Below are 25738 nucleotides of genomic sequence, written 5' to 3' on the forward strand. Positions count from 1 at the left end.
AGGTAAATTATTTTAAAACCGGAATTTTTATAAAGCTGTCGTTATACCACTGAATTTTTAAAGGTTCTTTGGCATCGCGTATAGTTTCGTCGCTAACGTCTTTTCCAGTTCCGTAATTTAATTGTGAAAAAGGATTTTTATTAACGGTCAAACCAATCAAAAGTCGGCTTCCTTTACTTAATTTTTTGCTCACAAAATGGGTATTCGAAAAAGAAATTGTTTCTATTGTGTTCGGTTCTAAAAGCTGTCTTTTTTCAATATCTTTTGCATAACTGGCACGGCCAATGTAATAGGAAAGATGAAAATATTCTCCGTTTGGTGTGACTTCATAAACTGTTATGCCTACATCCAAATCTTTTTTGTTGATGCTTAGTTTAATTTCTCCCAGAAAAGAACCGTTTACTATTAAAGATTCAGTCAAAGGTTCGCTGATAAAAAAGTAACCATCATTTTTGTTGACTTCTTTCTGAATAATTGGACTCGGATAGTAATTGTTATTGCTGATTTCTCTATTAGCAAAATCAACTTCTTGTGTTAGAAATTCTTTCTTTTTTGGTTTTTTAAAATCTGCTAAACGAAAATCTTGTGATGGAGCCGAAGTCAAATAAAAAGTCAGATATTCATTGTGCATCTTTTCAAATGAAGGAGCGCTTTTCCATTCATTGGCGCCCATAACTTCATAATTGATTTTGTCTTTCAGGATTTCTGGTTTGGCTCCATTTTTCAAAATATAATCAAACCATTCATAAGTGATTTTTTTTATATCGATTAAAGAAACAGGATCGACTTTGTAATCGTTTAAAACGGCTTCACCACCAATCTGGGTTCCAAAATGTCCATAAGGACCAATTACCAGATAAAAAGGCGTTTTTGGACTGTATTTTTGAAGTTCTTTTAAATAGTACAAACTCGAGTTTTGAGAATCATTATAATAACCGTCAAAAGCTAAAACAGGAATATTGATCTGAGCAAAATCGGTTTTATAAGGCGCCATTTTCTGCCAGTAGGAATCAAATGAAGGATGCGTTATCCATTTTTGAAACCATCTGTTTGGTTCGCCGTCAATGCTGTCTAATGTTTTGTACGCTGTTCCAGATTCCCACCATCTAAATTTTAAACCTCTAAAACGAGGTCGGTTATTATTGGTTACAGTATCAAGGTATTTGTTGTTTCCCACATAAAATGCCCATTCATAGTTTGGATTTATAAAAACATTGTTTTCCATAGGAAGTCCCATTCCGGGTCTGTTTGCTACAGCAGGAACGATTGTTTTAAGTGCGGAATGCATTTTTTTGCAGGCTGCCCATTGTGTAAATCCGTTGTAACTGCCTCCGTACATGGCGACTTTTCCGTTGCACCATTTTTGTTTACTAATCCAATCTATAGCATCATAAACATCATTAGCTTCGTCTTCGTATGGATTAATTTCATTAGCACTGAAGCGTTTTCCTCTTGAATATACGATAATTCCAGTATAACCTTTATCTACAGATTCTTTAATGGATTTAAGATCTCTGCCTTTATCGCGAACATAAATGGTGTACTGCAGAATTACAGGTTGTGGTTGGGCATCGTTCTTTTTTCGGGCGATCATAGCAGATAATATGGCACCGTCACGAGTTTTAATCGACACGCTGTCCTGAATGTCATACGTGTTTTCTTGATCTGCTGCTTTTGCAGTTTTGGTTTGCTGTGCAGAAACAGAAATCACCGCAAAAAATAAATTCAGAAATAATAATAGCGCTTTATGAATCATAATTACTAGTTTTTTGGGTTAAAGGAAGTTAATTATTATTTCTATATTTACATAAAAGACGTCAATTATAACTTTATGTTACATTTTATCAAAACTTTATCTTTATCACTTCTTCTTTTAGGAACGATTTCGGTCTGCGCACAGCATGAAGCTTATGAAGTTCCAACAGAACAACAAATTGCTGATACTACTTTTGTAAACTTAAAAGATTACAGTACAGATTTTGTGTATGATATGAAATATGCCACTGAAGATAATTTCTTGAAAGCCAAAGTATATGACTGTGCCGAATGTTTGCTGCGTTTAAAAACAGTGAAAGCATTGGTTGCTGCCAACAAAGATTTTATTAAAAAAGGGTATAAAATAAAGCTCTATGATTGTTATCGTCCGTTGTCGATTCAAAAAAAAATGTGGGCAATTGTATCGAATCCCAGCTATGTGGCAGATCCAAAAAAAGGCTCCATCCACAATAGAGGAGGAGCCGTTGATATTTCGTTAGTTGATGCTGACGGAAAAGAACTTGATATGGGAACTTCTTTTGACTTTTTTGGTCCCGAAGCCGGTCACAACTATACTAAGTTTTCTAAAAATATTTTATCAAACCGAAAGTTTTTGAAAAAAATAATGATTCAAAACGGATTCAATTCATTTGATTCTGAATGGTGGCATTATAATTTAAAAACAGGTTTGAAAGATGCTGTTTCGAACCAAAAATGGAATTGCAATTAATTACTCAACACATTTAATGTTTTCCATGAAATAGGTGTTTGGCTGATACGTTTTGCCATTCAGCTCCGAAACTAATTCACGCTTAACAATATAATCTTCTACATTCGTTAAGTATTTCACTCTCATAATTAAAATTGGAGATTTTTTCAGTTCTTCAAAATTGTCTTTCATAAACATAAAAATCCCTGTGTTAACGCGGTTGTCAAAACCTTTATCGTCACGGATAAGCGTTCCGCAGCTTTCTTGGTCAATGTGCATTAAAGTCACAATTTTACCATTTTCTAACTGAAGAAAGATTTTTGAATTTTTATCAAAACAATTCGCTTTGATGAAATCTTTACTTTTTTGAATCAATTGTAAATTCAATGTTGGAAGTCCGTCTGTTTGTGCCAGAGAAAAGAAAACATAACTGAAAGTTCCTCCAAAGTTTTTCTCGCTTATTAAATATTCGTTGGTTACTTTATAAGATCCAATAGAGTCATTTACGTTTACGCTGTACTCACATGGTTTTTGGGCAAATGCGGTAAAGGTTAATAAAAAAAGAGTGAATGTAATTAGTTGTTTCATTGCTAAGTAATTTTTGTGCAAATTAAAACTATTTTGTTATCATTTTTATCAGTTGTAAAAAAACAATATGTATTTCCTCCATTTTTTATTTTCCACTTTTTGCGGATGTTTTCTACCGTTTCCGGAAAGTTGCGTGTGGTAACGTTTGCCTGCTGGTTTAAAAGTTCTTTTTTCATTTCATTTTTATGGTACGAAATGACTTTTTCGATAGCAAAACTTCTTCCGGGAAAATCGATTAAATTTTCCGAAGTATATAAATGCGAATGTTTATGCAGTTTGTTTATTTGAAAAAACGCGCTGACTTCATCAAATCCGCCAGATTTCATAATGGCCGAATTGGGTTCATAAAGATATTGCTGCGGCAGATTATAAGATGAAAACTGATTTTGAGCATCTAGAATAAATTCAAATGTTTCTACTTTATCTTTTAGAATATTGGCTGTTTTTAAAGTGATTTCGCCTTTATAATTTTTATGAATTTCGAAAAGAAGTTCTTTTACTTCATTTTCTAAAGCAATAATATGAATGTTTTTTACAAATTTCAATTCTGATAAACCGGCTGAAATATCCAATAATGGAGCTGTTTTAATTAAAATAGAATCGGCTTTTTCAAAATAAAAATCTAAATTTTCGGGAACATTCGGTAAACAGTCCTTCAGCATAAAAACTTTGCCTTTTGCATCATTTCTTCTGGAAGGATCAATGTAAATCCAATCCCATTTTTTGTTTAAATTATTTAAAACATTCGAAGAATCATCGGCATAAAAAGTACAATTGGTAACCTTTAACTGCTCATAATTATATTTTACAATTTCAGATAAATCCGGATTGATTTCGCAATGTGCAATGGTTTCAAATTTCTTCGAAAAATAATAATCATCCACTCCAAAACCTCCTGTAAGATCGATTATTGATTTACCGTTTATTAAGGAAGCTTTGTAAGCAGCTGTTTTTTCTGATGAGGTTTGTTCAACCGAAATTTTACTCGGATAAATAATGTTTTCAGCACTAAACCAAGTGGGCAGTTTTTCTTTTGCTTTAGCTTTGGCTTCAATCTGATTTAAAATCAAAATCCAATCCGTTTCCGGAAATGGATTTTTCTGAAGCGCTAATTTTTTAATATCTGCACCGCTGTTTCGGGTTATAAATTCCTGAATGTCGGGATGCAAAATAGAGGTATTCAAAGCTAAATTCTTTCGGTTAATACGGACACAATTTTATTGTCAGGAAAAAATTCTTTTAAAATTACTTTAATCATGGTAAAAGCAGGAACGGCAATGATCATTCCGACAATTCCAAACGTGATACCGCTGATTAAGATAATTAAGAATATTTCTAACGGGTGCGAATTTACACTTTTTGATGAAATTATAGGCTGGCTGATATTATTGTCGATTGCTTGAACTATCAAAAAGCCTATTACGACATAAATAGTTTTGGGCAGAATTTCTGATTGAAAATCCATTCCAATCATGCTAATCATGGTTAAGATTGCCGCTAAAGTAGTTCCTATAATTGGCCCTAAATACGGAATTATATTTAGTATGGCGCATAAAAAAGCAATTACAAAAGCATTTTTATTTCCAAATATCAGTAATACAATCAGATAAAGAACAAATACAACGATTAACTGCAGTAATAAACCAATAAAATATCGGGTTAGTAAATGATTGATTTTTGTAATTGAATTCAGGATTTTATCTTCATTAGAATCAGGAAGAATTCTTCTGGCTTGATCTTTAAAAATAGTCTGGTCTTTTATAAAAAAGAAAGTAATAAAAAATACCGATACCAATCCCATTCCCATGTCGGCCATAAAATTGATAATTGAATTAATAAATCCAGTAAAATAGCTAAAATCTAATACCGAAGTCAATTTAGAATCTTTTATAACTTTATTTAAATCAATATGCTGAATATTAAAGTATTCTTCAAGATGCTTTTCTGTTTCCATAAATTTAGTCTGCAGATGAGCCGTATCTAATAAAGCTAAATTATTTGCCTGAGAAATAATTAAAGGAACAAACAGTAAAATAAAGCCCACAATTAGAAAGATAAAAAAGACAATGGTAGTGGTGGCAGCCATTGAATTACTGAATTTTAATTTATTTTTTAAAAACAGTACTAAAGGATTTGCAATTAGGCAGAGTAGTAACGAAACACACAAGTAAACGATTACAGTTTGTATTGAGTATAAGAAGTATAAAACGATACCAATTATTAAGATGGTTGCTAAAGCTCGTAAGATCCCGTTAGAGATAGTTTTTGACGTTATCATATTTAAATTTTAAGATTATAAATATAGGAAAAAGCTTTTATATTTCTAATGTTTTGGGCGTTCTAAATAATGAGCAAAAAAAAAGGCGAGATGATTTCATCTCGCCTTTAATTAGATTTTTTTTATTAAGGTTGTGCAAAAGAAGCTCTTGCTCCGCCGCTTGTAAATATGGCAGCAATTCTGTTTTTCTGTCCAGTTGAGAACATGTACATTGCAGCATCATCAACATAATCCATGTAGTTCATTGTCATTTCTACAGGAGTACCAGAACAAGTACTGTAGTGAGGATATGCAGGAACACCATAGTTAGCAGTATTGTGAGTTGGTGTATCTGATACTAAGTCGCTTCCGCAAGTTGCATCTCCCCAAATGTGACGTAAATTCATCCAGTGGCCTACTTCGTGAGTAGCAGTTCTTCCTAAGTTAAATGGCGCGTTAGCAGAACCAGATAAACCGAAGTATTTTGGATCAATTACAACTCCATCTGTAGAAGAAGCTCCTCCAGGGAATTGTGCATATCCTAAAATTCCTCCTCCAATTGTACAAGACCACATATTAAGTTTTGTAGTTGGTGAAGTAGGAGCAATTCCTCCCTGAGCTGTTTTTTTCATGGCATCGTTAGTTCCCCATGAAGTTTTAGTAGTAGATTTTCTAATTACCTGATCTAAAACAAATGAAATTCCAATGTTTGCTTTTACGCCTGCGAATAATGCTGGTACATTATTGTAATCAGAGTTTAAAGCGTTGAAATCTTTGTTTAAAACATCAATTTGAGATTGAATTTGAGTGTTTGAGATATTCTCTGCAGTTGTTCTGTACAAAACGTTTACCACAACAGGAATTTCAATTTTACCATTTACAAGACGGCCTTGGAATTTTTTGTCACCATGCTGGATTGTAAATTCTTCGATTTCATTCATTGTAATGGCAAGAGCCGGATTAGCTTTCAATTGAGCTTCTAATACGTCCTGGGTGGCACAGGCACGACGGCTTGCAACTGCTGCTTCAGGAGCTGAAGATTCAGTTTGGTCATTTTGACAAGAAAACAGCACTAATGCTGTAATTGCAGAAATAATAACTTTTTTCATAATAATCGGGGTTTTTTGTTATAAAATATTAGTTTTGGTTAACCAGATCGCAATTTTATAACAAATTCATTTTGTAGCCAAATTTTTATAATGATTTATTTGTGAGAATTTTACAAAGCCTTGTAAATTCTGGTTCTTACAAAAATGTTAAATTTATTTTTATGATGTAATTTCTTATTATTTAATGTTTTAACACCTAAAAAAGTCCTTAAATCATCTTAAAAATACTTTACCAGAAGATTGTTTAACTTAATTTTAAGATTTATTCCCAATTTCTAAACACTAATTGGAAATGAAATCAGTAAGGACCGTCTTTTTACGTAGGAAGATATTTTATAAAGAAGTAATCTCGTATAAAGCAATACTTGCTGCCTGAACTACATTCATGCTGCTGTTTTTTCCATACATATTGATGTGGACAATTTGATGTGAAATTTCTAAAAGATCTTCTGAAATGCCACTGATTTCGCTGCCTATTAAAAGTGCAGTTTTCTTATTTTGAGGTATAACAACTTCTTTCAACGGTTTGCTGTTACTTGCGATTTCTAAGGCAATAATTTCGAAATCATTTTTCTGCAGATATTCGATTAATGCTGCATTTTCTTCAATAATCTGATGCGGTACATGAAGATGTGTGCTTCGGGATGTTTTGTTGATTTTTCTTGGCGTAAGCGGAATATATTTTCCTAAAAAGATGATATTTTCTACGCCAAAAGCTTCTGAAATTCTAAAAAGTGAACCAATATTCTGCTGAAAATAAATATGATCGCAGACTAAAGTTATCGGAAAAGTTTTTCGTTCAAACTGGTTTTCTTCGTGGGTAAGCTGCACTTTTTAAATGTTAATTGGTAAAAATATAATTAATGATATTCGCACCCATCTTTAAGGCTTTTTCGCGAACATTTGCGGGATCGTTGTGTACTTCGGCATCTTCCCAGCCGTCTCCTAAATCACATTCGTAAGTATATAATAAAACCAGTTTATTTTCTACAAAAACTCCAAATGCCTGCGGACGTGTTCCGTCGTGTTCGTGTATTTTCGGCAGTCCATTTGGGAAAGAAAACGGCTTTTGAAAAATAGCGTGATTGGCTGGAATTTCAACTAAATCATTATTAGGAAATATTTTTTTGATTTCTTTTCGAATGTATTGATCCATTCCATAATTATCGTCGATGTGAAGAAATCCGCCTCCGTTTAAATAATTTCTCAGATTCGTAATATCAGAATCGCTGAAAACCACATTTCCGTGTCCAGTCATGTGTACAAATGGGTAGGACAATAAATCAGGATTGTTTGGTTCTACTGTTGAAGGTTTTGTTTTTATACGCGTATTGATATTCGAATTGCAAAAACGAATCAAATTTGGCAGTGAAGTCGGATTGGCGTACCAGTCACCACCGCCGCTGTATTTTAATAAAGCGATTTCCTGAGAAAAGGATGGAAGAGAAACTAATAAAAATAAAAGCAGTAGTTTTTTCATAGTTTATGCAACAATAATTTAGTTTGAGGTTTCATTAAAAAATACCACACTATGACAAGCCACAACAGCAGCAGTTTCCGTTCGTAAACGTGTATTTCCTAAAGTTACTGGCTGATAATGGTTTTCTATTGCCAGTTTTATTTCTTTTTCGGAGAAATCTCCTTCAGGGCCAATTAACAAAGTCACATTTTCATTTGGCTTTAAAGTTTCCTTCAAAGATTTTTTGTCTGTTTCTTCGCAATGTGCAATAAATTGAAGTCCTTGATTTTGTTGTTTGATGAATTCTTTAAATGAAACTGCTTCATTTAATTTAGGCAGAAACGTTTCATTTGATTGTTTCATAGCAGACAAAATAATTTTTTCAAAACGGTCTAAATTCACCACTTTTCTTTCAGAGCGGTCGCAGATTATAGGCGTGATTTCTTGTATGCCAATTTCAGTAGCTTTTTCTAAAAACCATTCAAAACGATCGTTCATTTTGGTTGGTGCTACTGCCAGATGCAAACGAAATTTTGGTTCGGGCGATTTGGTAATCGAAATAACATCTACAATACATTTATTGTCTGAAGCCAACGTGATTTCGGTTTCAAACAATATACCTTTTCCATTAGTAACATGCAGTATATCTGAATCTTTTTTACGTAAAACTTTTATAATATGTCGGCTTTCTTCTTTATCAAAAGAAAAACTTTGGGTTGTTTCGTCTATATCAGGATTAAAAAATAACTGCATACTTAAAATTGAATTCTCGCTTTTGAAACCACAGCAGACGTTTCAAAACGGTTAGATAAAAATTTTTGATAGCCTACAATTCCAATCATAGCAGCATTATCTGTAGTATATTCAAATTTCGGAATAAAAGTTTTCCAGCCGTATCTGCCTTCGCTTTCTTTCAGCGTGTTTCTAATTCCTGAGTTGGCCGAAACACCACCGCCAATCGCAATTTGCGTGATTCCGGTTTCTTTGACAGCCAATTTTATTTTGTCCATCAAAATTTCGATAATCGTATGCTGAATAGAAGCGCAGATATCATTGAGGTTTTCTTCTATGAAATTAGGATTTTCCTGTTTGTTTTTCTGAATGAAATATAAAATAGCCGTTTTTAATCCAGAGAAACTAAAATCCAATCCCGGAACTTTAGGTTTTGTAAAAGCAAATGCTTTTGGATTTCCTTCTTTAGCATATTTATCAATTAAAGGTCCGCCTGGATAAGGCAGTCCTAAAATTTTGGCACTTTTGTCAAAAGCTTCTCCTACGGCATCATCAGTCGTTTCGCCAATGATTTCCATATCAAAAAAACCGTTGACTTTTACGATTTGTGTATGTCCGCCGCTGATAGTTAATGCTAAAAATGGAAACTCAGGTTTGTCATATCCTTCTTCATCAATAAAATGAGCCAGAATATGAGCATGCATGTGATTAACAGCAATTAACGGAATATTTAAGGCTAATGATAATGATTTGCTGAAAGAAGTTCCCACGAGTAAAGACCCCATTAAACCCGGACCTTGTGTAAAGGCAATGGCGTTTAGCTGTTCTTTTTGTACATTTGCCTTCTTAAGGGCAGCATCGATTACGGGAACTATATTTTGTTGATGGGCTCTCGAAGCTAATTCTGGAACCACACCACCATATTGATTGTGAATTAACTGATTGGCCACAACATTTGAGAGTACTTTATCGTTATGTAAAACTGCAGCAGCAGTATCATCGCACGAACTTTCGATGGCTAAAATAAAAACCTCTGAATTTTGCATATAAAGGCACGATTTTGGATTATATTTGACAAATAAATTTATTAATTTTATTTGTGTAAAGCAGATGCCAAAATTAAAGAATTTTTATCAATAACAGCGGTCCTTTGTCTGTTCAAATTAAATTAACAAAAACAATAATAAAACAAGGTTATCAAAAAAGTAAAAAAAATAGTATCCAGAACTCTGATTGGCTTAATTTTACTTTTGCTGGTACTTGCTATCACCTTGTCCCTTCCGGTTGTACAAACCAAAATTGCCAATTATATTACTAATACCTTAAATAACGATTTTAAAACCGATATTACAGTTGAGCGAACTGCTATTAATATTTTTGGCGGTGTAAAACTTAAAAAAGTCCTTATACGCGATCATCATAAAAATACTTTGATTTATTCGGATATTATTTCCACTGATATTTTGAGTATTAAAAGGATGCTCGACGGTGATTTGATTTTTGGTGATCTTCGTTTGACGGGATTGATTTTTAATCTGAAAACCTATAAAAACGAGGATGAAAACAATATTAATAAGTTTATTAAATTGTTTGAAACCGGAAAAAAGAGTCAGTCAAAAAGACATTTTTTGATGACAGCACGAAATGCTTACATCTCAAACGGAAGTTTTTCTGTGGTAGATGAAAACAAAAAAACACCTCAATTTTTAGATTTCAAAAAGCTAAACGCTTACATCAGTGATTTTAAAATATACGGACCAGAAGTAAATACAACGATTCACCGTTTTTCATTTTTAGATCACAGAGGATTGTATGTTTCCAACTTTGCCGGTAAATTCAGTTATAATAAAAAACAAATTAAGGTTGAAAATTTAGCTATTAAAACCAAAAGGTCTTGGATTTACGGAAAGGCAATCTTAAATTATAAAGTTGGCGATTTCCTCGAGTTTACAGATAAAGTAAAGTTTGATGTGGCTCTGGATTCTTCTTCTATTGCTTCAAATGACATTCGTTATTTTTACGATGGTTTGGGTAAAAACCAGCATTTTAAAGTAAAAACCAAAATCAAAGGACCCTTAAATAATCTGAATTTAAATCATCTTAGACTTAGCGATACCAACGGTTCTAAAATTTACGGAACGATTAATTTCAAAAATCTTTTAGGCGATAAAACACAGAAATTTTCAATGGACGGAAAGTTTGATAAACTGCTTTCCAGTTATGATAATTTAGTTGTGCTGCTTCCTGGAATTCTGGGAAAAAGTCTTCCAAAGGAACTTAAAAAAATCGGGAAGTTTAATATTATAGGTAAAGCGAAAGTTACAACTGTAGATCTCGAAACGAATTTTAAAATGGCAACCGATTTAGGAAACGGAAAAGTCGATCTTCATATGAATAATATGGATTTTATCGACAAAGCTTCGTATTCTGGAAATATCGTGTTGGATAATTTTAATATTGGTGCTGTTTTAGATCGAAAAGACCTTGGAAGAACAACTCTTAATCTGGATGTTGATGGAGTTGGTTTTACAAAAAAATATCTAAATACCATTGTAAAAGGAGACATTAGTAAATTGTACTATAATAATTATACCTATAATAATATTGTAGTAAATGGTAATTTCAAACTTCCTTATTATAAAGGTAAAGTAAATATTAGCGACCCAAACCTGAGTTTGACATTTGACGGATTGGTAGATTTAAGTAAACGTGAAAGCCGTTACGATTTTCATATCAATGTCGAAAATTCAGATTTGCGTAAGCTGAAGTTTATTAACGATTCTATTTCTTATTTTAAAGGAGATGCGGTTGTGCAGGTAACTGGAAATTCAATCGAGAATCTTCAGGGTGATATTTATATTAAAGATGCTGAATATCAAAATCCAAAAGCAACGTATGCTTTTGATGAAATTACTGTAAGTTCAAATTTCGATGCTGATAAACTGAGAACTATAACCATAAACTCTAATGATGTTGTAAATGGTAAAATTATAGGGAAATTTCAGTTTGGGCAGTTGGATAAACTGGTTATGAATTCCGTTGGAAGTTTGTATACCAATTACAAACCGTATAAAGTTAAAAAAGGACAATTTTTACGTTTCAATTTCCACGTATATAATAAGGTAGTCGAAATGCTGTATCCTGATATGAAAATTGATTCGAGTACCGTTGTGCGCGGAAAAATAGATTCAGATCAGCAGGAATTTAAATTCAGATTTAGATCTCAGCAAATTACCGCTGATAAAAATACATTCGATAATATCCGAATCAATATCGATAATAAAAACCCGCTTTATAATGCTTATGTAGAGCTGGACAGTATTAAAACACCTTATTATAAGATCCGTGATTTTAATTTAATCAATGTAACTTCAAAAGATACTTTGTTTGTTCGTTCGGAATTTAAAGGTGGAGATAAAGGACAGGATTATTTCAATCTCGATTTGTTTCATACTATCGATAAAAATAAAAACAACATTGTAGGAATTAAGAAATCCGAAATGAAGTTTAAAGATTATTTGTGGTATTTAAATGAAAATGCAGAAAAAGATAATCAAATTGTTTTTGATCAGTATTTTAAAAACTTTACCATTAATAATATAGTCTTGTCGCATGAGAATCAAAAAATCGATTTGAATGGTATTATTAAAGGTAAAGATTATAAAGATGTTGTCCTCAATTTTGAAGATGTTGATATCAATAAGATTACACCGTTTAATTCCAAATTTGTCTTTAATGGTAATTTGAACGGAAAGATTAATTATAAGCAGAATAAAAATGTCTATCAGCCCACGGCAACTATTGTAATTGATCATCTAAATTTAAATAAAGTCGATCTCGGAACTTTGAATTTTGATATTTCTGGTGATGAAAGTTTTCGAAAGTTTACTGTAAATTCCTCTATTGTAAATGGTTTTGCAGAATCGTTTAGGGCAAATGGTACTTTTGCAATCGAAAACAAAGAAACCATACTGGATATGAGCTTAAAACTCGAAGGTTTCAATCTGGCTACGTTAGGAACGGTTGGAGGAGATGTCTTGTCGAATATTAGAGGATCTGTTTCAGGAAACGCTTCGGTTGTTGGAAATTTAAATAAGCCGGAAATAAACGGACGTTTGTATGTGGAAAAAGCCGGAATGACAATTCCGTATCTAAATACTGATTATGAGTTAAGCGATCGAACCGTAATCGATTTGACCGACGAAAAATTCTTGTTTAGAAATAATCAGTTAACCGATACTAAGTATAAAACAAAAGGATTGCTAAATGGAACGATAGAACATCATAATTTCGGCGATTGGAAACTCGATCTTACCATAACATCCAAACGGTTATTAGCTCTTGATACAAAAGATAGTGAAGATGCGGCGTATTTTGGAACCGCTTTTATAAACGGAACTGCGAGTATAAAAGGACCAACAGAAAGTTTATTTATTAAGGTAGATGCCAAATCGGAAAAAGGAACCGAAGTAAAAATTCCTATTAACAACGCGCAAAGTGTTGGAGAAAGCAGCTGGATTCATTTTGTAACGCCAAAAGAAAAATACAATCTCGCCAATGGCATTGTAGAAAGAACCCGAAACTATAACGGTTTGGAACTTGAATTTGATTTTGATATTACGCCAGATGCCGAAGTAGAAGTAATTCTTGATCGAAATTCCGGCCACGGTATGAAAGGAAAAGGGTACGGATCGTTATTATTTAAAATTAATACACTCGGTAAATTTAATATGTGGGGAGATTTCCAGGCATACGAAGGAACTTATAATTTTAAATACGGCGGTTTAATCGATAAAAAATTCGCAGTTAAAAAGGGAGGTTCTATTATTTGGGAAGGAAACCCTATGCGTGCACAGCTGAATTTAGAAGCCGTTTATAAAACTACGGCGAATCCTGCAGTTTTATTAGATAACACTTCATCTTTCAATAAAAAAGTACCAGTAGAAGTTGTGATTGGATTAAGAGGAGATTTGGCAAGCCCGGAACCTAATTTTGATATTCAGTTTCCATCCGTAAGTAATGTATTGAAATCAGAGATTCAGTACAAACTGGATGATAAAGATATTCGTCAAACACAAGCCTTGTATCTATTGTCTACCGGTTCGTTTATGAGTACCGATGGTTTTAGTCAGGGAGATTTTTCAGGAACGCTTACTGAAACGGCTTCAAGTTTATTAGGCGGTATTATTAAATCAGATAATGATAAAGTAAATATCGACTTGAATTATGTGTCTGCAGATAGAAGAATGGGGCAGGAGGCTGACGGACAATTTGTAGCTAATATTTCATCTCAAGTTAATGAAAGAATTACCATCAACGGAAAACTTGGAGTTCCGGTTGGAGGAGTAAACGAATCGGCGATTGTGGGAGATATAGAAATTTTGTATCGTGTAAACGAAGACGGTTCGATGAATCTTCGATTGTTCAATAAAGAAAACGATATCAATTACGTAGGACAAGGAATTGGCTACACACAAGGTGTTGGTATTTCATATGAAGTCGATTTTGATACTTTCAGCGAATTGGTAAACAAAATATTCAAGAGTCATAAATTGGAAAGAGCGATTAAAAACTCTGATGATTTTCAAGATTCGAATTTAAATCCTGACTTTATTAACTTCAATAAACGAAAAGAAGAAGAGAAGGATAAAAAGAAATCTGAAAAGAAACAAGAGGAAAAAAAGACGCCGCCAAAAAGCAATAATGAAGCAGTGATTCCAGATAATGATTTTTAAATGACTGTTAAAAGAAACCTATATCTAACCCCATTATTTTTATAATGGGGTTTTTATGCTACTTTTAAACTTTTTATAACTTTTTGGTTTCTAAACCATAAGATGCTATTTTTATAACACTTCATTTGGGTATTGTTAATTTTAAACATTTAATTAAAAAAAGTGGCTTTTATTATTTTAAATGAAATTTTTACCGCTAAAAAACTTATTAACGAAAACGTTTGAATTTAACAGATTTTATTAATTTATAATAAACAGAACCGGAAAAGTGCTGAATGTTTGCTAATTTTACACTTTAATACTTAAATAATGTCAAAAACAATAAAAAAAGTAGGTGTTCTAACCTCAGGGGGAGATTCACCTGGAATGAATGCTGCCATACGATCTGTTGTTCGAACATGTGCTTTTCATAATATAGAATGCATAGGGATTTATAGAGGGTATCAAGGAATGATCGAAGGAGATTTCAAAGAAATGGGCCCTCGAAGCGTTAATAACATTGTAAACAAAGGAGGAACGATTTTAAAATCGGCTCGTTCAGTTGATTTCAGAACACCTGAAGGTAGAAAGAAAGCGCACGAAAACCTTTTAAAAGCTGGAGTGGATGCTTTGGTTGTAATTGGTGGTGACGGAAGTTTTACCGGAGGTTTAATTTTTAACTCTGAATATGATTTTCCTGTAATGGGAATTCCTGGTACAATCGATAATGATATTTATGGTACAAGTTTTACTTTAGGTTACGACACTGCTTTAAATACTGTTGTTGATTGTATTGATAAAATTAGAGACACTGCAAGTTCTCATAACCGTTTATTCTTTGTAGAGGTAATGGGTAGAGATGCAGGTCATATCGCTCTTAATGCCGGAATTGGTGCAGGAGCAGAAGAAATCCTTATTCCTGAAGAAGATTTAGGATTAGACAGATTGTTAGACTCTCTTCAAAAAAGTAAAGCTTCAGGAAAATCATCAAGTATTGTAGTTATTGCTGAAGGAGATAAAATTGGTAAAAATGTATTCGAATTAAAAGATTACGTTGAAGCTAATTTACCTGAGTACGATGTAAGAGTTTCAGTATTAGGACATATGCAGAGAGGTGGTTCTCCATCTTGCTTCGACCGTGTACTGGCAAGCCGTTTAGGAGTAAAAGCAGTTGAGTCTTTATTAGAAGGAAAATCAAACTATATGGTTGGTTTAAAAGAAGATAAAGTAGTTTTAACTCCATTAGAACAAGCTATTAAAGGAAAATCAGAAATTGATAGAGAATTATTAAGAGTGTCAGACATCATGTCTACATAATCTATATAAAGTTTAAAAAGAAGAGAAGTTTATTGTGAGGAAATTAGACTTTGAAAATAGTGTAATAAAAACAAAAGCAAAAATTTAGTAAAATGTCAAAAGTAAAATTAGGAATAAACGGATTTGGACGTATCGGAAGAATCGTTTTTAGAGAGTCTTTTAATAGAGATAATGTAGAAGTAGTAGCGATCAACGATTTATTAGATGTAGATCACTTAGCTTACTTATTAAAATATGATTCAGTTCACGGTCGTTTCAACGGAACTGTAGAAGTTAAAGAAGGAAAATTGTATGTAAACGGAAGAAATATCCGTATTACTGCAGAAAGAAATCCTGCTGACTTAAAATGGAACGAAGTTGATGTAGATGTAGTAGCTGAATGTACTGGTATCTTCACAACTATCGAAACTGCAAGCGAGCACTTAAAAGGAGGAGCAAAAAAAGTTATCATCTCTGCTCCATCTGCTGATGCTCCAATGTTTGTAATGGGAGTTAACCACGAAACTGCAAAAGCTTCTGATTTAGTTGTTTCTAACGCTTCTTGTACTACAAACTGTTTAGCTCCTTTAGCTAAAGTTATCCACGATAATTTCGAAATCGTTGAAGGTTTAATGACAACTGTTCACGCAACTACTTCAACTCAAATGACAGCTGACGGACCTTCTAGAAAAGACTGGAGAGGTGGACGTGCTGCTGCAATCAACATCATTCCTTCTTCAACAGGTGCTGCTAAAGCGGTTGGAAAAGTTATTCCATCTTTAAATGGAAAATTAACTGGAATGTCTTTCCGTGTTCCTACTGCTGACGTTTCTGTAGTTGACTTAACTGTAAAAGTGGCTAAAGAAACTTCATACGAAGAAATTATGGCAGTATTGAAAAAATCTTCTGAAACTGACTTAAAAGGTATCTTAGGATTTACTGAAGATGCAGTCGTTTCTCAAGATTTCATTTCTGACAAAAGAACTTCTATCATCGATGCTACTGCAGGAATTGGTTTAAATTCAACTTTCTTCAAATTAGTATCTTGGTACGATAATGAGTACGGATACTCAAGCAAATTGATCGATTTATCTGTTCATATCGCAGGTTTAAAATAATATTATATATTTTTGCAAAATCCCGTTCGATGCGTCGAACGGGATTTTCTTATTTTGTTGCGTCTTTAATTAATGTAAAAAATACACTTATTGAGGAAAAACTAAACCAAAAAACAAAAAATAAAATGAAATTAATAGTTGATAGTGGGTCTACTAAAGCCGATTGGATTGCAATAGATGATAATGGAAAAGTATTATTCACGACACAAACATTAGGATTAAATCCTGAAATACTTGACGGTCCTGAAATCATTACAAGATTAAATGATCGTTTTGATATTTTACAAAATAAAAAAAATGCAACTCACTTATTCTTTTACGGAGCTGGATGTGGAACAGACAGAATGAAAGAATATTTGAAACAAGTTTTTCAAGAATATTTCTCTAACGCAATTGTAGACGTTCAAGAAGATACTTATGCAGCGGTTTATGCTACGACTCCAAAAGGAGAAGAAGCTATTGTTTCGATTCTTGGAACAGGTTCTAACTGTAGTTATTTTGATGGAAAAGTATTGCATCAAAAAGTTCAGTCATTAGGATATATCGTAATGGACGACTGCAGCGGAAATGTTTTCGGAAAAGAATTGATTAGAAAATATTACTTTAATAAAATGCCTAAGGAATTAGCTGTTGAACTTGAAAAAGAATACGACGTTGATCCAGATTTTATTAAAAATAAGCTTTATAAAGAGCCAAATCCAAACGCGTATTTAGCAACTTACGCTAAGTTTTTAATCAAACATAAAGATACAGATTTCTGCAGAAAAATTATTTTCAAAGGAATGAAGTCTTTCGTTAAAAACTACATCAAACAGTTTGATAACTGTAAAGAAGTTCCTGTTCACTTTGTAGGTTCTATTGCATTCTATTTAAAAGATGAATTACAAGAAACTTTTGATAAATACGAGCTTAAATTAGGAAATGTTTTAAGAAGACCAATCGACGGTTTAATTGCGTACCATGTTGCTAACCAATAGTTCCGGATTTATGGAAATTGCAATTATAGCTCATGACGGTAAAAAGGCAGATTTAATAGAGTTTTTAATTAAAAATGCTGATATTCTTCATAATGAGAAAATCAAACTAATTGGTACCGGAACAACCGGAGGAAAAGCCGAAGCTGCTGGATTTAAAACGCAAAGAATGCTTTCAGGTCCATTAGGAGGTGATGCGCAGATTGCAGGAAGAGTAGCGGAGGGAATTACTAATATGGTTTTCTTTTTTAAAGATCCTTTATCAAGTCATCCGCATGAAGCAGATATTAATATGCTGATTCGTGTGTGTGATGTACATAATGTGCCGCTGGCCACGAATGAAGCAACGGCACAATTATTATTAGATGCTATTGCACAGCAATTATAGAAATCTCAACATTTACATTCTTAGGCAGACATGCCACTTGAACCGTTTCACGTGCTGGAGCGGTTTTTTCGTTAAAATATGAACCATAAATCGTGTTGATCGCTCCAAAATTGTTCATATCCATAATGAAGATTGTAGCTTTAACCACATTTTCAAAAGTCATATCTGCAGCCTCAAGAATAGCAGCGATGTTTTCCATTACCTGCTTCGTTTCATCGTTGATGTTGTTAGTAACAAGTTCGCCTGAAGTCGGATTTATAGCAATCTGGCCAGAAGCATAAAGTGTATTTCCAGCTAATACAGCCTGATTATAAGGTCCAATTGGAGCTGGAGCCTTCTCTGTAAAGATTATTTTTTTCATGATAGTTGTTGATTTATAAATATCTTATCGGTTTGAGACACTTCTTTTATTCCATTTAATGTCGCTCAACATTCCAGATTTAATTCCAATAAAGAAGTTCCAGTTAGAATTTGTTCCAAGCGGCTGATAGTTAAAAGCCATTCTCCAGCTTAATAAATCTCTTTCAAAACGGAACTGAGTAAAAGTAACTCCTTTTTGTACGAAATCATATCCTGTAGATACACCACCTTTCCATTTAGGCGTAATATCAGTGTTGATAGAAATCATGATGGAGTTTCCAGTAATCTTATTTTCTCTGGCCGCGTTCGAATACGTCAATGAATACGCCATAGTCATATCCCATGGTATTTTTGCACTGAAAAATTCGCTGATAACATCATCGTCTCTTTCCGGTTCATTTGCAAATTGGCTGTTTCGGCTGTCGTTTAGGTCAGTATTTGTTCCGAATAAGTCGTCATTACGACCACCATTTCGCTGACTCTGCGCATTTTTTTCCTTTCCGGTTCCCTTATTCGAAAACGAATAATTCATCGTAACGTTTGCACTCGTCATTCTAAATAAACTTCCGCCATTGTCGATGTTGAACTTGTTGATTACGTTTCCAGCATTATCAATCGCATACGGGTTTAAAACTGCCCCGAAATTCATATTTAGTTTATTGTCAAAAAACTGTGTTCCACCACTTACTACAATTGGCTGCCAAGCTAGAGTTTCTTTTCCGTTTGCATTAAAATTATAGCTTGTATTGAAGTTTAAGTTGTTTAAAAGCATAATCTTCTTTGGTTCCGTTTTCGTGCTGTCGCTGTCTCTTACTTTTGCTTCAAATGTGTTGCTCAATGTAAAACCAACAATACTTGAATTATCCTTTCCTGGTGCGCCGTAAATTCCATTTGCAAAGCGGCTGTATTCATCTGTAGAGATTCTTCCTGCAGCATCCACAGTATAATGATCGTAATATCTTTCGAAACTTGGTGTATACGAATACGTAATACTTGGTCTCATGACGTGACGAATAGACTGGATTTTTTTATCTGCTCCAAAATTGAACGTACCGTAAATAGTAGTTCCTAAGTTCGTGCTGAAGTTGTACGTTCTGTATGAATCAAAACCATTAACCGTTTTATCAACCACTTGACCTTTGGCATCGTCGTAATTTTTATCAATCGTTTTGGTTACCCAAGTTTCTTGATAGTTTGTAGAAGCTCCAGCACTAAAATATTTAAAGATTTTAAAGTTGGTGCTGATTGGAATAGTATGCTGCATTCCAATTTGAGCATCTCTAAACATCTGAGGCTTGAAAAAAAGCGAATCAGTAGTTTTAAAATTGTTTTTTCCTGTTACGTTATATTGTAAGTTGATGTTTTTGAAAAAACCTTTTTTAACGCCGTTTTTGCCAACAAATGGGTAAACACGGTCAATACTTCCCTGAAAGTTAGGTAACGTCATCGTGATTTCTTCTGTCTGCGTATTCTGCTGGTGTGTTGCAGAAAGCGAAATACGAGATCCTGGAATGGTATTAAATGTTTTGTTGTACGAAATAGAAGAACTCAAAGTATTGTTCAGATTGGAACCAATATTGGCTTGATTAATCGAACGCTTAAAGTACTTACTACTACCCATGTTCACAGAAGCAGAGAAGCTTGAATTTGGGTTCGATTTTGTGTCTTTAGAATGCGACCACTGAATGTTATAAATGTTTTGTTTTGAATAATCAGGATAACCTCGTTCACTGCTGATTAAGTTCTCAAAACGAATATTCACATTTCCACGATACTTATACCGTTCGGCATAAGACGATTCGAAACGCATGGCATAACTACCATTCGTATAATAATCTCCTAAAACCGTTAAATCGTAATTATCGCTCAAGGCAAAATAATATCCTCCATTTTGTAACGAGAAACCTCTTGTGTTGGAGTCATTATAACTTGGGATAATAATACCCGAAACGCTTCTTTCCTGGCTTAATGGAAAATAACCATACGGTAAAGCCAGTGGAGTAGGTACATCAGCAATAATCATCTGGGTTAAACCAGTAACGATTTTTTTTCCAGGTATAAATTTGATTTTGCTCGTTAGAAAATAGTATTCGGGATTGTCAATATCTTGTGCAGTTGTAATTCTGGCGCCTTTTAAGAAGTAAACAGAATCATTTTCCTTTTTTGTAACAGCAGCTTTAATGTTTAATTCTCCCTGTTTGGTTCTTGAATTGTAGATTAAAGCTTTCTTGGTTTTAAAGTTAAAACGAATTGAATCTGGCTGGACTTCACTTGTACCTTGCTTGAAATTAGGATATTGGACTAGAACTCCCGAAGAATCTTTTATTCTTCCAGCATATACTTCGTCCTTTTCGTAATTTAGAACAATGATACCCGATTTTAACTCAACATCTTTATAATATAATTCACCCTCATTATAAAGAGTGATTAATTTTTTCTTCTGGTCGATTTTTGCATAATCTTTGGCCTTGTATCTTACTTTCCCATCCAAAAAAGTCTTGGTAGCCCTTACGGTGTCAAGCTTTATAGTATCATTTGGAATTATTTCAGGTTTATCTGTTTGTTTTCCAGAAGGTAAAGGCTTTTTTTTAGATTTTATCTCTTGCGAATATAAATTACCACATCCTATAGATAGGAAAAATGATATTAAAACGATATTAAATAAGTTTGTATGCAAAGGTTTAAATACTATTTTTGTAAAATTATGGCTTGTTTTTTGACATGTCAAACTTACATATAATTTTTTGGCAAAAATAATCAATTGTAAAAATTATAACAGCTGCGTTTTATTAAAATTAACTTTTACATTTATGAATAAACTAAACAAAATTAAAGTAATCTTTGCTTTTTTTCTAACTATATCGTCATTTTTTGCTTACAGTCAATCAAATGTTTTTAAGGTTACGCTCGATGCGGGACACGGTGATCACGATTTTGGAGCAGTTTACAGTGGCCGGATTGAGAAAAACATTGCTTTAGCTATTGTTTTAAAAGTCGGGAAAATATTAGAGCAGAGTCCTAATGTTAATGTTATCTATACTCGTAAAACCGATGTTTTTGTCGATTTAGTAGAAAGAGCCAATATTGCTAATAGAGCCAACTCAAACATTTTCGTTTCTATTCACTGTAATGCCAATAAAAATACCGCAGCAGACGGAACAGAAACATATGTAATGGGTTTGAGCAAAGTTGCATCGAATCTTGAAGCGGCGAAAAAAGAGAACTCGGTAATTACTTTAGAGAAGGATTATAAACGTAAATATGAAGGTTTTGATCCGAATTCACCGGAATCAATGATTGGAATGACATTAATGCAGGAAGAATATCTAGACAACAGTATCTCTTTAGCAAGTAAAATTGAGGATAACTTTGAAAGATTAGGCAAAAAAATCCGCCATGGTGGTGTAAAACAAGCACCTTTTATGGTTCTTCACAAAGCGTATATGCCAAGAGTTCTGGTAGAAACTGGTTTCGTTTCAAATCCAACAGAAGGGAATATATTAAATTCAGACGAAGGTCAGGATGATATTGCAAAAGCAATCGCAGAAGCTATTTTAAGTTACAAAAGAGAATATTTCGGTTCTGGCGCACAAGAAGTAGTAGAAGCAAAACCAGTAAAAGACACTTCTACACCAAAAAAGGTAACACCACCACCGACAAAAAATACACCTAAAGGAACTTTCTTTAAAGTACAGTTGATTGCTAGTATTAAAAATACGCCATTAGAACCTAAAAATTTTAAAGGTTTGAAAAACGTAACAATGGTTTTTGAAAACAATATGTATAAATATTTCTACCAAGAAACTTCAAATTATGAAGCTGCTAAAAAATATTTGGAAGAGGCTAAGGATAAGGGATATGGCGCCGCTTTTTTAGTAGCAACTAAAGATGGAGAAAAGATTAGTATTCAGGACGCGATTAAATAATTAAGCACAAGTTCGAATATTTATATTAAATTTGTATAAACACTAAGAATTTTGAAAGTAACAAGAGAAATTAAAACGGCTGTATTAGTCATCGCGTCAATTTTATTATTTATTTGGGGCTACAGTTTTTTAAAAGGCAGAGACCTTTTTACGAATTATAAAGTATTATATGTTCAATATGATAATGTTGAAGAACTTTCATCTTCAGCTCCGGTAACTTTAAACGGACTTGGAATTGGAAAAGTAAGCAAGATTACAATTGATGAAAACACAGGAAAACTATCTGTTGAACTTCAGATTAAAACTGATTTTCCAATTTCTAAAACAAGTACAGCAGCATTATATTCTCCAAGCTTGATTGGAGGAAAGCAAATCAAAATTATTCCAAATCTTGCTGATAAAGAACTTGCAGAAGACGGACAAGTATTACAGTCTTCTGTAGAGCTGGGACTTACTGAATCTTTAGGAGGAAAGATCGAACCGCTGCAGGTTAAACTGGATAAAATGCTTTTAAATATTGATGTGCTGGTTACAGGCCTAAACAATACTTTAGACAAAAACACACAAGAAAATTTAAAGAAAACTATTGCTGAATTGAGTCAGACAATGGAACAGTTTCACAGAGCATCGGGAAGTCTTAATAACATCTTAGATACGAATAAAGGGCAGATTAATGGAGTTGTGAGTAACTTCAATAAAATGTCAAATAACTTCAATAAAATATCTGATTCTTTAAATAAAGCTGATTTAGGAAAAACAGTACGTAACCTAAACCAAACTTTAGCTAAAGTGGATGGATTAATGGCTAATTTGAATTCAGGAAAAGGAACAGCTGGTAAATTATTAAATGACGATGCATTGTATAATAACTTAGCTAAAACTTCTAAAGAACTTGAATTGCTATTACAAGACGTACGTCTTTACCCGACACGTTATGTAAACGTTTCGCTTTTCGGAAAGAAAAACAAACCTTACGTAGCACCAAAAGAAGAAACAAATTCAACGGATAAAAAATAGACATAAATGAGTTATTTAGATAATATTTTATTTGCTATACTTCTTATAGCTGGTTTCGGTTTTTTTGCAGCGAGCGTAAAAAAAATCATCCGAAATATAAAGTTGGGAGTTGATGTAGATCGAAAAGATAATCCTAAAGCTCGTTGGAAAAATATGGCTTTGATTGCCCTTGGGCAGTCAAAAATGGTAAAACGTCCCGTGGCGGGGATACTTCACATATTTGTGTATGTAGGTTTTATCATTATTAATATCGAATTACTCGAAATCATTATTGACGGGTTATTTGGAACACACCGAATTTTTGCACCTTATTTAGGTGTTATTTACGATGTTTTAATTGCTTCATTTGAAATTTTAGCTATTCTGGTTATTGTTGCTGTAGTGACTTTCTGGATTAGAAGAAATGTAATTCGATTAAAACGTTTTATAAATTCAGACTTAAACGGATTCCCTAAAAGCGATGCGAACTACATTTTGTATTTCGAAACCGTTTTAATGATTCTGTTTTTATTAATGAATGCTTCAGATCTGCATTTGCAGAATGTTCCAGGAGGATATTCTCATTTTCATCAAGCAGGAACTTTTCCTGTAAGCCAATTTATTGCACCAATCTTTAACGGAATGTCAAATGATTTGGTCGGGCTTTTATACGAAGCTTTCTGGTGGTTACACATTACGGGTATTTTAGTTTTTATGAACTATTTATACTTCTCAAAACACCTGCATATTCTATTGGCTTTTCCAAATACATATTTTGCAAACCTAAAACCTGAAGGGCAGTTTGATAATTTAGCATCAGTTACAAAAGAGGTAAAACTGATGATGGATCCAAATGCTGATCCGTTTGCAGCAGCTCCAGCTGATGAAAATGCAAATCCGGCTAAATTTGGTGCAAGCGATGTTCAGGATTTAAACTGGGTGCAGTTGTTAAACGCATACACTTGTACAGAATGCGGACGTTGTACTTCAGCTTGTCCAGCTAATCAAACTGGTAAAAAATTGTCTCCACGTAAAATTATGATGGATACTAGAGATCGTTTGACTGAAGTTGGAAAAAATATTGATGCCAATAAAGGAACATTCGTACCTGATAATAAAACGTTGTTAAACGATTATATCACACCGGAAGAATTATGGGCTTGTACATCTTGTAATGCTTGTGTAGAAGAATGTCCAGTAAATATCAGTCCATTATCTATTATTATGGATATGCGTCGTTATTTGGTGATGGAACAAAGTGCTGCTCCAATGTCATTAAACGCCATGATGACCAATATTGAAAATAACGGTGCGCCTTGGCAGTACAGCCAACAGGATCGTTTAAATTGGAAAAACGAGAATTAAAAATATTTTAATTGGTTAATTGTTTAACCGTTTAATCAATTTTAAAAATAATATTTCGGTTTTGTAGAATTGTCAGTTTGTTTTTGACGATTAAACAATTCCACTACAAACCGATTAAACAAAAGTGAGAGAAATGTCAGAAAGTTTAGTAGTGCCAACAATGGCAGAAATGCTGGCCGAAGGAAAACAACCAGAGGTTTTGTTCTGGGTAGGTTGCGCAGGAAGTTTTGATGATAGAGCAAAAAAAATTACTAAAGCATTTGTGCGTATTTTAAATCGTACGAATGTTTCTTTTGCGGTTTTAGGTACAGAAGAGAGTTGTACTGGCGATCCTGCAAAAAGAGCTGGAAATGAATTTTTGTTCCAAATGCAGGCTATGATGAATATTGAGGTTCTAAATGCTTATGAAGCAAAAAAAATCGTAACCGCTTGTCCGCATTGTTTTAATACTTTAAAAAATGAATATCCTGAATTAGGAGGAAATTACGAAGTTATTCATCATACTGAATTCTTGAAATCATTAATTGATGAAGGAAGATTAACAGTGGAAGGCGGACAATTTAAAGGTAAAAAAATCACTTTCCACGATCCTTGCTATTTAGGAAGAGCGAATAAAGTATACGAAGCTCCAAGAGATTTAATCCAGAAATTAGACGTTGAATTGGTTGAAATGAAACGTTCTAAAGCAAACGGATTATGTTGTGGTGCTGGTGGAGCGCAGATGTTTAAAGACGCGGAACCAGGGAACAAAGAGGTGAATGTTTTACGTACAGAAGATGCTTTAGAAACGAAACCAGATATTATTGCAGCTGGTTGTCCTTTCTGTAATACCATGCTGACTGATGGAATTAAACATGCACATAAAGAAGGCGAAGTAAAGGTAATGGATGTGGCAGAGCTAATTGCGAATGCGCAGGATCTTTAATTAAAGTTGCAAAGTAACATAGTGACAAAGGCTCAAAGGTTTATTTGAAATTTTAAACTTTAAGAAA

General features: G+C 33.4%; 21 protein-coding genes. 10 read left to right on the top strand and 11 right to left on the bottom strand.

The genetic code is table 11. From position 1 onward, the window contains the following. Window positions 1-7: 7 nt before the first annotated feature. Entirely contained in the window at window positions 8-1756 is a 1749-nt protein-coding gene (locus P2W75_RS19720; RefSeq protein ID WP_276381788.1) for a CocE/NonD family hydrolase, read from the bottom strand. Between the two features lie 75 nt (window positions 1757-1831). On the opposite strand from P2W75_RS19720, the gene P2W75_RS19725 reads away from it, so the two are divergent. After that, window positions 1832-2485, top strand: a complete 654-nt coding sequence (locus tag P2W75_RS19725) for a M15 family metallopeptidase (RefSeq protein WP_276381789.1) — start codon at window positions 1832-1834, stop codon at window positions 2483-2485. On the opposite strand, the gene P2W75_RS19730 is transcribed toward P2W75_RS19725, so the two are convergent. The 8 genes from P2W75_RS19730 to tsaD form a co-directional block, all read right to left on the bottom strand. Beyond that, a complete protein-coding gene (locus P2W75_RS19730) occupies window positions 2486-3052 on the bottom strand; it encodes a hypothetical protein (RefSeq protein ID WP_207295422.1) in 567 nt (188 codons plus the stop codon). It abuts the gene before it with no gap. Window positions 3053-3054: 2 nt separating this feature from the next. Continuing rightward, a complete protein-coding gene (locus P2W75_RS19735; RefSeq protein WP_276381790.1) occupies window positions 3055-4236 on the bottom strand; it encodes a class I SAM-dependent methyltransferase in 1182 nt (393 codons plus the stop codon). A 2-nt stretch (window positions 4237-4238) separates the two neighbouring features. Then, entirely contained in the window at window positions 4239-5330 is a 1092-nt protein-coding gene (locus P2W75_RS19740; RefSeq protein WP_207295424.1) for an AI-2E family transporter, read from the bottom strand. 125 nt (window positions 5331-5455) lie between these two features. Then, window positions 5456-6418: a zinc metalloprotease gene (locus P2W75_RS19745; protein WP_207295425.1), complete on the bottom strand. Its 963-nt coding sequence runs from the start codon at window positions 6416-6418 to the stop codon at window positions 5456-5458. Between the two features lie 333 nt (window positions 6419-6751). Continuing rightward, on the bottom strand, window positions 6752-7249 hold the full coding sequence (locus tag P2W75_RS19750; RefSeq protein WP_276381791.1) for a TrmH family RNA methyltransferase: 498 nt from the start codon (window positions 7247-7249) through the stop codon (window positions 6752-6754). A gap of 10 nt (window positions 7250-7259) precedes the next feature. Beyond that, window positions 7260-7898, bottom strand: a complete 639-nt coding sequence (locus tag P2W75_RS19755) for a DUF4159 domain-containing protein (RefSeq protein WP_276381792.1) — start codon at window positions 7896-7898, stop codon at window positions 7260-7262. Window positions 7899-7916: 18 nt separating this feature from the next. Continuing rightward, the gene (locus P2W75_RS19760) at window positions 7917-8630 is read right to left on the bottom strand and encodes a 16S rRNA (uracil(1498)-N(3))-methyltransferase (RefSeq protein ID WP_276381793.1); all 714 of its coding nucleotides are present in this window, start codon (window positions 8628-8630) and stop codon (window positions 7917-7919) included. Between the two features lie 2 nt (window positions 8631-8632). Continuing rightward, window positions 8633-9655 carry a tRNA (adenosine(37)-N6)-threonylcarbamoyltransferase complex transferase subunit TsaD gene (gene tsaD / locus P2W75_RS19765; RefSeq protein ID WP_276381794.1) on the bottom strand — a complete coding sequence of 341 codons (1023 nt, stop codon included), beginning with the start codon at window positions 9653-9655 and terminating at the stop codon, window positions 8633-8635. Window positions 9656-9859: 204 nt separating this feature from the next. Here tsaD and P2W75_RS19770 point away from each other — a divergent pair, with 204 nt between their 5' ends. From P2W75_RS19770 to P2W75_RS19790, 5 genes are all read left to right on the top strand, one after another. After that, window positions 9860-14344 (top strand): translocation/assembly module TamB domain-containing protein, encoded by a 4485-nt coding sequence (locus tag P2W75_RS19770; RefSeq protein ID WP_276381795.1) that lies wholly within the window; start codon window positions 9860-9862, stop codon window positions 14342-14344. Between the two features lie 309 nt (window positions 14345-14653). Further along, window positions 14654-15640 carry a 6-phosphofructokinase gene (pfkA, locus tag P2W75_RS19775; RefSeq protein ID WP_207295430.1) on the top strand — a complete coding sequence of 329 codons (987 nt, stop codon included), beginning with the start codon at window positions 14654-14656 and terminating at the stop codon, window positions 15638-15640. Window positions 15641-15732: 92 nt separating this feature from the next. Beyond that, window positions 15733-16737: a type I glyceraldehyde-3-phosphate dehydrogenase gene (gene gap, locus P2W75_RS19780; RefSeq protein WP_207295431.1), complete on the top strand. Its 1005-nt coding sequence runs from the start codon at window positions 15733-15735 to the stop codon at window positions 16735-16737. Between the two features lie 125 nt (window positions 16738-16862). Then, complete coding sequence (locus P2W75_RS19785; RefSeq protein ID WP_207295432.1) at window positions 16863-17714, top strand: N-acetylglucosamine kinase; 852 nt, start codon at window positions 16863-16865, stop codon at window positions 17712-17714. A 10-nt stretch (window positions 17715-17724) separates the two neighbouring features. Beyond that, window positions 17725-18099 (top strand): methylglyoxal synthase, encoded by a 375-nt coding sequence (locus P2W75_RS19790; RefSeq protein WP_207295433.1) that lies wholly within the window; start codon window positions 17725-17727, stop codon window positions 18097-18099. Here P2W75_RS19790 and P2W75_RS19795 read toward each other — a convergent pair. Together P2W75_RS19795 and P2W75_RS19800 are read right to left on the bottom strand one after the other, a co-directional pair. Then, window positions 18080-18460, bottom strand: coding sequence for a RidA family protein (locus tag P2W75_RS19795; protein WP_276381796.1), 381 nt, complete (start codon window positions 18458-18460; stop codon window positions 18080-18082). The two genes, P2W75_RS19790 and P2W75_RS19795, sit on opposite strands and share 20 nt — an antisense overlap. Window positions 18461-18484: 24 nt before the next feature. Continuing rightward, a complete protein-coding gene (locus P2W75_RS19800; RefSeq protein WP_207295435.1) occupies window positions 18485-21220 on the bottom strand; it encodes a putative LPS assembly protein LptD in 2736 nt (911 codons plus the stop codon). 49 nt (window positions 21221-21269) lie between these two features. On the opposite strand from P2W75_RS19800, the gene P2W75_RS19805 reads away from it, so the two are divergent. From P2W75_RS19805 to P2W75_RS19820, 4 genes are all read left to right on the top strand, one after another. Then, entirely contained in the window at window positions 21270-22385 is a 1116-nt protein-coding gene (locus P2W75_RS19805; RefSeq protein ID WP_207295436.1) for an N-acetylmuramoyl-L-alanine amidase, read from the top strand. Window positions 22386-22436: 51 nt separating this feature from the next. Further along, window positions 22437-23402 carry an MlaD family protein gene (locus tag P2W75_RS19810; protein WP_276381797.1) on the top strand — a complete coding sequence of 322 codons (966 nt, stop codon included), beginning with the start codon at window positions 22437-22439 and terminating at the stop codon, window positions 23400-23402. Window positions 23403-23408: 6 nt separating this feature from the next. Beyond that, window positions 23409-24746 (top strand): (Fe-S)-binding protein, encoded by a 1338-nt coding sequence (locus P2W75_RS19815; protein WP_276381798.1) that lies wholly within the window; start codon window positions 23409-23411, stop codon window positions 24744-24746. Window positions 24747-24879: 133 nt separating this feature from the next. Next, complete coding sequence (locus P2W75_RS19820; RefSeq protein WP_207295439.1) at window positions 24880-25671, top strand: (Fe-S)-binding protein; 792 nt, start codon at window positions 24880-24882, stop codon at window positions 25669-25671. Window positions 25672-25738 lie beyond the last annotated feature (67 nt).

The organism is Flavobacterium sp. H4147 (genome assembly GCF_029360735.1).
GTDB classification, from domain to species: Bacteria; Bacteroidota; Bacteroidia; order Flavobacteriales; family Flavobacteriaceae; genus Flavobacterium; species Flavobacterium endoglycinae.

Bases quoted from the DNA above. Each gene is read 5' to 3' on its own strand.
- P2W75_RS19720 (WP_276381788.1), bottom strand. From the start codon at position 1,756: ATGATTCATAAAGCGCTATTATTATTTCTGAATTTATTTTTTGCGGTG.
- P2W75_RS19725 (WP_276381789.1), top strand. From the start codon at position 1,832: ATGTTACATTTTATCAAAACTTTATCTTTATCACTTCTTCTTTTAGGA.
- P2W75_RS19730 (WP_207295422.1), bottom strand. From the start codon at position 3,052: ATGAAACAACTAATTACATTCACTCTTTTTTTATTAACCTTTACCGCA.
- P2W75_RS19740 (WP_207295424.1), bottom strand. From the start codon at position 5,330: ATGATAACGTCAAAAACTATCTCTAACGGGATCTTACGAGCTTTAGCA.
- P2W75_RS19745 (WP_207295425.1), bottom strand. From the start codon at position 6,418: ATGAAAAAAGTTATTATTTCTGCAATTACAGCATTAGTGCTGTTTTCT.
- P2W75_RS19755 (WP_276381792.1), bottom strand. From the start codon at position 7,898: ATGAAAAAACTACTGCTTTTATTTTTATTAGTTTCTCTTCCATCCTTT.
- P2W75_RS19760 (WP_276381793.1), bottom strand. From the start codon at position 8,630: ATGCAGTTATTTTTTAATCCTGATATAGACGAAACAACCCAAAGTTTT.
- tsaD (WP_276381794.1), bottom strand. From the start codon at position 9,655: ATGCAAAATTCAGAGGTTTTTATTTTAGCCATCGAAAGTTCGTGCGAT.
- pfkA (WP_207295430.1), top strand. From the start codon at position 14,654: ATGTCAAAAACAATAAAAAAAGTAGGTGTTCTAACCTCAGGGGGAGAT.
- gap (WP_207295431.1), top strand. From the start codon at position 15,733: ATGTCAAAAGTAAAATTAGGAATAAACGGATTTGGACGTATCGGAAGA.
- P2W75_RS19785 (WP_207295432.1), top strand. From the start codon at position 16,863: ATGAAATTAATAGTTGATAGTGGGTCTACTAAAGCCGATTGGATTGCA.
- P2W75_RS19790 (WP_207295433.1), top strand. From the start codon at position 17,725: ATGGAAATTGCAATTATAGCTCATGACGGTAAAAAGGCAGATTTAATA.
- P2W75_RS19795 (WP_276381796.1), bottom strand. From the start codon at position 18,460: ATGAAAAAAATAATCTTTACAGAGAAGGCTCCAGCTCCAATTGGACCT.
- P2W75_RS19805 (WP_207295436.1), top strand. From the start codon at position 21,270: ATGAATAAACTAAACAAAATTAAAGTAATCTTTGCTTTTTTTCTAACT.
- P2W75_RS19815 (WP_276381798.1), top strand. From the start codon at position 23,409: ATGAGTTATTTAGATAATATTTTATTTGCTATACTTCTTATAGCTGGT.
- P2W75_RS19820 (WP_207295439.1), top strand. From the start codon at position 24,880: ATGTCAGAAAGTTTAGTAGTGCCAACAATGGCAGAAATGCTGGCCGAA.